This window comes from Mesorhizobium sp. WSM2561, from assembly GCF_000513915.1.
GTDB classification, from domain to species: Bacteria; Pseudomonadota; Alphaproteobacteria; order Rhizobiales; family Rhizobiaceae; genus Mesorhizobium; species Mesorhizobium muleiense.
Genome location: NZ_AZUX01000082.1, coordinates 1 through 7076, shown reverse-complemented (window position 1 = coordinate 7076; position 7076 = coordinate 1). Strand labels below are relative to the sequence as shown.

Here is a 7076-nt window from a genome sequence, read left to right as displayed (position 1 = left end):
TCCGCGCCCTTTCCGGTTTCGATCTCGGTGAACTCCTGGAGGATGATCATTCCCTCGGCCTCGGCAAAGCGGGCGACCGCGGCACGCTGGGCCTCGATGAAAAGCCATCACAAGCGTTCTACGACGTAAATTGACCCGTCAACGACCTTCCTGACATCGCGCTTCAACGTCCGCACAGGGGGTGAATGCTTTCAGTGGCTCGTCGTGGAGCGACGAGCCACTGAATCACGATCTGCGAGCAGGTAACGATCGGCCAGCGCCGTGATCACTCGGGATCAGTTCGACTCGCCGCCGCGGGGACAATGAGACCTTGGCATGCGACATGGCAGATACTGTGGGCTGGACAAATCATGGGCCGGCCGCATTCCGCCCCGACCCGGAACTCGGATTGGGACGCTTTGACAAAGCGCACGTGATTTCGTCGCGTGAGATACCAATGTCGTTAAGAATGTCATCCGGTGACCGGCTCAACCCGTCCGTTATCATCCACATAGCTTTTCGCTCGGCGCGAAGGCGGAACCATCCGCGAATGTAGCCAATGGTGCCATTATGAAAACTTGTCCACATCGAAGTCATCTTAATCATCTGCTCGAACACACGGCACGGAACGGCACTGGCGGTATTCACCGCGAGAAGGACCGGTTACGTCGCATCTGACTCGTCTCAATTCCGAACTTATCGGTCTCGTCCGGCTGGGCGCACCGCGGCGGCAGCGACTGCAACCGCGCCGGCGAGGGTTGAAATGCTGATTGTTTTTCGTAACATAGTTCTGTTTCCTTTCAGCGATGATGGTTCATCAAGCGATCAAGATGACATGCATAGGTTGTGCCGCCCGACAACATAAGGCCAGAACCATCATCTTCTTCTACAAACAATTGCTATGCTAAGTTTACGGTGCGTGAGGTTGCGCTCGAACACAACGAATATATATTTCAAGCTAATTTTCTAGCTTTAGCAAGCTATATTTTAACGGCAAGCTTGACAAATCCACCGCTAACCTCCCGGTGCTCCACCCAGGTGGTCAAGAGACGTTCGGCAAAAACGGGTTTGCGGGCCAGGGCCGCTTCGGAGCGGGCGGCGGATGCTTCGTTCCTTCTCTCACCGCTTGCGCATGGGCGTTTGTCGCTACGCTATCGGCCTGCGTCGTGCTATACTTTTTGTTTGGCTTCCTTCGACGGGAACGGAGATGTTCGACCTGTCAACCTTGACGCGGAGAAGCATTGGCGTTGCTCTTGTCGGTTGCGCGTTCCTCGCGCCGGCTGCCATGGGAGCGGTTACTGAAGATGTCGCGATGGGAATCCGCCTTGCGGAATTGCTTCGCGCGGGGCGAAGCGTTGTCTCCAACTATCAGACACTAATCAACGATCCCGCACTTGGCGACAAGCACCTCGACAGCGAGCGGTTTGCGAGCGAGGCCATCGCCGTTTACTCAAAAAACACCGGCCAGGACCCGTTTTCCGGCGAATTGACCAAACGCGACCGGCGTCTGCTTGAGGCCCAGATTGGGGCTATGCGGGAGGTGGTGGACGAGCAGCAAGATGACATCAACCGCGCTGGGATCGGGTTCAAGGGCTTCGTGCCGGCCGTTTTCGCGCGTCTGTTGAATGAGAAATTCGCCGCCAAGGTCGGCAACGAAGCTCTGGTGCGCGTGACTGCGCCCGAGCAACTCGTGCGCAACCGCAAATCTCTTCCGGACGCTTGGGAAGCCAGCGTCATCGTAAGCGTCTTTTCAGATCCGAAGAGAGCAAAAGGCGAAGCCTACACGGACGTGACCGAGGTGGAGGGACGCCCGGCATTTCGAATGCTCCTGCCCGAATACTATACGGAGTCGTGTCTTTCCTGCCACGGCGAGCCGAAGGGCGAGATCGACATAACTGGATATCCCAAGGAGGGCGGAAAAGCCGGCGATCTGGGGGGCGCAATCAGCATCGTCTTGTTCAAATGAGCGTCCTGGAACAGACACCCCACGAGTTGGAAGCCATACCGGTGCCGTCGAAATCCCTGGGACGTCGCCTTGCCAGTCTGCCGATCGCGGCCCGCGTAGCTGCACTGACAGCGGCCGGCCTTATCAGTCTCATCGTATCTTCCATCCTTCTCACGCAGGCGCTTTATCGCAGTGCCGACCGCACCGCAGACACTAAGGCATTGTTCGATCTCGCGGCGACTGCGGCTGCGGCGCACGTGACCTTTGGCGAATTGCGATACTGGCTCACCGATTTGTCGGTCAGCTTGCTAATGAACTCCCAGCGGAATGCCGAGCAGGCGCGTGAGCGACTGCTGGACCAACTGGACGGCCTTTCGAAATTATCCCCCGATGCAGTGAGGGAAATCCGTGTCGAGATCGATGACTACGTCAAAAGGGCACTAGAGGCGGCGGACAGCTATACTCAGGATAACCGCATCATTGGAAACGCTCTCCTGGCCGAGGCGCGAACCCACAGCACAAATGTCGATGCCACCCTTAACAAACTTGTCGAGCAAGTGAGCGCCGAGGCAGAAGCCGCTCGCAACGAGGCTGTAAGGCTAGCCCAGAAAACCGCGACTACCGCTGCCATTCTGGTGGTCATCGTGCTGTTGATTGGGTCGCTTCTTACAATCCTTGTCCTTCGCTCGATCATTGGCCCGTTACGGCGGCTGAACCGGGTCATCGGCGAACTGACGCAAGGACGCTACGATATTGAAATACCGATTGAGGGAGGCGACGAACTCGGCGCAATGTCGCGGACGCTTCGACTTTTTCGCGCGGGCGCGATTGAAAAGAAACGACTGGAAGACGAGGCGGAGCAGCAACGACGGACGATCGCAGCGGCGCTTGAGGCAATTTCTGACGGATTTGTCCTATTCGATCCGCAGGACAGGGTCATCCTGGCCAACAGCAAATTTTGCGAATTCTTCCCTGACCATGCGCGAGCTTCTCTTCCTGGGCAAAGCTTCCAAGAAATCTTGGAGCAACGCCTGGCAGGCGGGCAAGTCGACCTTGCGGGCGCGTCGCCGGAGGAGTGGATTGCCCAGCGGTTACACATCCACAAGGACCCGGCGGGCTTCGTCGGCGAGGATCGCTTTGGCGACAGATGGGTTCGCGTAAGCAGGCGAAAAACGCCTGACGGCGGCGCGGTCGCCGTTTACACCGACATCACGGAATTGAAACTGAGACAAGACGAACTCGAGCGCGCCAAGAGCCGTGCTGAATCGACGAATGAAGCCAAGAGCCGCTTCGTCGCATCCGTCAGCCACGAACTGCGTACGCCGCTGAACGCGATTATTGGCTACAGCGAGATGCTGATCGAAGATGCGAGCGACCAGCACATGGTGGAATTCGTTCCGGAACTGAAGAAGATCGCCGCGGCTGGTCGCCATCTCCTGGGGCTCATCAACGACATCCTCGACTTGTCGAAGATCGAGGCGAACAAGATGGAAATTTTCTTGGAAACGTTCGACGTCGCCGATTTGATGCGCGACGTCCAGGCCACAGTCGCGCCTCTGATGGCGAAAAACCGAAACGGTTTCGTACTGGACCTCGAGGACGACCTCGGGAAAATGCATTCGGACCAGACGAAGTTGCGTCAGAACCTGTTTAACCTGCTCAGCAACGCCGCCAAGTTTACCGAAGGGGGTCGAGTAACACTCGCGGTGCGTCGCGACAGGCGACCAAACGGCGATTGGCTGATATTCAAAGTGTCCGACACCGGGATCGGAATGACGTCGGAGCAGCAGGAACGGCTCTTCGACGCTTTTACGCAGGCGGACGCATCCACCACTCGCAACTATGGCGGAACGGGGCTTGGCCTCAGCATAACCCGGAGTTTTAGCCGAATGATCGGAGGCGTTGTAAAGGTCGAGAGCGAACTCGGAAAAGGCTCGACCTTCATAATGGAGATTCCAGCCGAGTTCAAAAAAGAATCTAGCGAGCAACACCCCTCCGAAGCTGTGCCGTTGCCGCCACGAGACAAGGCGGTTCTGATCATAGATGATGAACCAGCCGCCCGAACCGTCATCGCCAGCGCCTTGGCGGAGGCGGGACTGGCATCGTTCGAAGCAGCAAGCGGCGAGGAAGGAATAGCCGCTGCTCGAGCGCATCGCCCCGCGGCGATCATTCTCGACATCATCATGCCGCATCAGGACGGCTGGTCAGTGCTGCGATCTCTGAAGAACGATAGGGAGCTTTGCGAGATTCCTGTGATCCTTGCGACGATACTTGCAGATCGCGAACTCGGCCTCTCACTCGGGGCGGTTGAATACCTGACGAAGCCGATCGACACCGAGAAGCTGATTCAAACAATTGAGGCTTGCGGCGGTGGCAACCGCGATGTGCTTGTAATTGATGACGACCAAGCCTCCCGCGATTTCCTTCGGCGTATCCTGATCAAGAAGGATTGGCGGGTTCACGAGGCAAGCGACGGCGTGCGCGGCCTTGGCCTGATGAAACGGTTGTTGCCGCGCCTGGTGGTGCTTGATCTGCTGATGCCCGAAATGGACGGATTTCAGACATTGAGTGAGATGCAGCAGACGCCCGAACTGCAGAACATTCCGGTGGTCGTAGTTACCTCGAAAGATCTGTCGATGAACGAGCTCGAATGGCTCCGCGATAGGGCGGTTGCCGTTGTGACCAAGGGCGCGAACAGCAGGTCTCAATTGGTCAAGGCGCTCGAACGCCAGATTTCCGCGGCCGAGTAGGCTGGCCCGGCATCTCAGTTCGTTGACCCATCGTTAGAAGGGGCCGAAGATGACGAGAATCCTTCTGGTGGAAGACAACGAAATGAATCGCGACATGCTCTCGCGACGGTTGTCGCGGCGTGGGTTCGAAGTGCTTATTGCAGAAAACGGACAATCCGGCGTGGAACTAACCATTTCGGAAAGACCGGATCTGATCCTTATGGATATGAGCCTGCCCGTGATGGACGGATGGGAGGCGACACGGCGGATCAAGGCTGATCCGACCACCTCCGGGATCCCTATAATCGCGCTTTCTGCACATGCTATGACCAGCGATCGGGAATTGGCGCTTGAGGCCGGCTGCGATGACTACGACAGCAAGCCGGTGGACCTGCCGAGGCTCGTCCAGAAAATCGAACAATTGCTTGCCGCAAATCCGTGAGCCGCCGAGTCGGCGGATTGGAGACATGACTGCCAAGAATGAGTTCCAACGCCACGCAATAGCCGCCCATCTGGCGCAGACGCTTGCTGGACCAGCACGGGCAATCTCGGGATTTCAGGAACTGCTGCTAGAACAGGTGCAGAACCACAGTCTGGTGCACATCACTCCAGATCTTGAGAGGGTCGGCGCCGCTGCCCGGCAATTGAACAGCCTCATCGACAGCTTGATCCATGGCAAAGCCGACTATCCGGACCATGCAGGGCGCGAGATCGAGGCGAAACTGCGCCACGATTTGCGAACACCACTCAACGCGATTATCGGCTACTCCGAAATGATCCTTGAAGAAGCCGAAGAATTGCACGAACACGCATTGGACGAAGATGTCAGAGTGATGCTCGCGGCTGCGGCCGAGCTGTTGGCGCATGTCGATGCAATTGCCGGCCTATCGCGCGCCAGCGACAACGAAGGGCTGTGGACGACGGATCAGGCAGAGATCGATGCAGCAGGGCTCGAAAGGGCGCTGGGCAAGACCGAGCGCGATGCATTCTCAGGACGCAACGGTAGAATACTTGTCGTCGACGACATCGGCAGTAACCGCGATCTTCTCTCGCGCCGCTTGCTGCACGACGGTCATCAGGTAGTCACTGCCGAGTCAGGCCTGTCCGCGCTGACCCGCCTTGCGGAATATGAATTTGACCTTGTTCTGTTGGACATACTGATGCCGGACATGAACGGCATCGAGGTGCTCTCGCGATTGAAAGCTGAGCGCCGGTGGCGGCACATCCCGGTCATTATGATATCGGGGCTGAACGAAGTCGACGCCGTGGTCCGCTGCATCGAGGCGGGAGCCGACGACTACTTGCTTAAACCGTTCAATCCGGTCCTGCTGCGCGCCCGGATCAACTCCAGTCTGGAGAAGAAGCGTTGGCGCGACCGCGAGCACCAGTATCTTCAGCGGATCGAGGCGGAAAAGCGGCGGGCCGACTCGCTTCTACATGCCGTCCTGCCCGGTCAAATCGTTGCGCGGCTGCAAGGGGGCGAGGAGATCATTGCGGACCGGTTCGAGGAAGTGACCATCCTTTTTGCCGATATTGTCGGATTCTCGCCTATCGCAGCGAAATTGCCGGCATCCGACCTTATCAAGCGCCTCGACCGGTTGTTCAGCATGTTCGACGCGCTGGCGGAGAAGCATTCCGTGGAGAAGATCAAGACAATCGGAGACGCGTATATGGCCGCTTGTGGTCTTCCGGAACCGGCGGCCGATCACGCCGACAGGACCGTGGCGCTGGGAAAATCCATGCTGGACTCGTTGAGGCTCTTGGCGTCGGGCAGCGACAGTTTTCGTGTCCGAATCGGCGTACACACCGGACCGGTGATCGCCGGTCTGATCGGCCGACATCGGTTCGTCTATGATGTCTGGGGCGAAACCGTGAACATCGCAAGCCGACTCGAGTCCCAGGGCGTAGCCGACCGCATGCAAATCTCGGAGGCAACCAGGCGCGCTCTGCACTCCTCTTGGGAGCTAGAACCGCGCTGCACTGTGGAACTGAGAGGCGTCGGCAAGATGGAGACCTATCTCGTTCGACACTGATGTCTGATTCCTCAAAGCGACCCGTAAGCGAGTAGCTTACGGCACCGGCGTTGAGAGGCTATTACTACCATAGCAATCGCGAATCGAAGAGCAGATTAACCAGCGTCCGTGTCATAGACGTCCAGGCCCTGTCTCTGAAGTTCGACAACGGTTTCAATCGCAGACCTTTTTGGAGAAGTATCCTCGGTACGGAACGCATCCGAACACCGGAAAGCACCATGTTCGTGGCGTCAGCGAGAATTCCGACGCTGCGAAGATGGCCCATGTCACCGCGTCCCGACCAACGTCAACATAGCTGCGGTAGCTATTGTTGTCCGGCAGCGCTAGTTCATCTATCGCAAACTGTCGGATGGCGCTCGCCGATGCCATTCGAGCGCGCAATGTCCCAGG

At 57.7% G+C, this 7076-nt stretch carries 4 protein-coding genes and 1 pseudogene; 4 read left to right on the top strand and 1 reads right to left on the bottom strand.

Translation table 11 applies throughout. The annotated features are described in order from the left end of the window. Positions 1-1264 precede the first annotated feature (1264 nt). From M727_RS0132140 to M727_RS0132125, 4 genes are read left to right on the top strand one after another with little or no spacing between them, the layout of a single operon-like run. Positions 1265-1945, top strand: a complete 681-nt coding sequence (locus M727_RS0132140; RefSeq protein WP_236372050.1) for a DUF3365 domain-containing protein — start codon at positions 1265-1267, stop codon at positions 1943-1945. Next, positions 1942-4674: a response regulator gene (locus M727_RS0132135; protein ID WP_027155969.1), complete on the top strand. Its 2733-nt coding sequence runs from the start codon at positions 1942-1944 to the stop codon at positions 4672-4674. Before M727_RS0132140 ends, M727_RS0132135 begins: the two co-directional genes overlap by 4 nt. Positions 4675-4723: 49 nt before the next feature. Next, entirely contained in the window at positions 4724-5095 is a 372-nt protein-coding gene (locus tag M727_RS0132130; RefSeq protein ID WP_027155968.1) for a response regulator, read from the top strand. A gap of 25 nt (positions 5096-5120) precedes the next feature. Beyond that, the gene (locus tag M727_RS0132125) at positions 5121-6686 is read left to right on the top strand and encodes an adenylate/guanylate cyclase domain-containing protein (protein WP_027155967.1); all 1566 of its coding nucleotides are present in this window, start codon (positions 5121-5123) and stop codon (positions 6684-6686) included. A 113-nt stretch (positions 6687-6799) separates the two neighbouring features. On the opposite strand, the pseudogene M727_RS41050 reads toward M727_RS0132125, so the two are convergent. Next, positions 6800-7076: pseudogene (locus M727_RS41050) on the bottom strand (aminopeptidase); the annotation flags it as partial.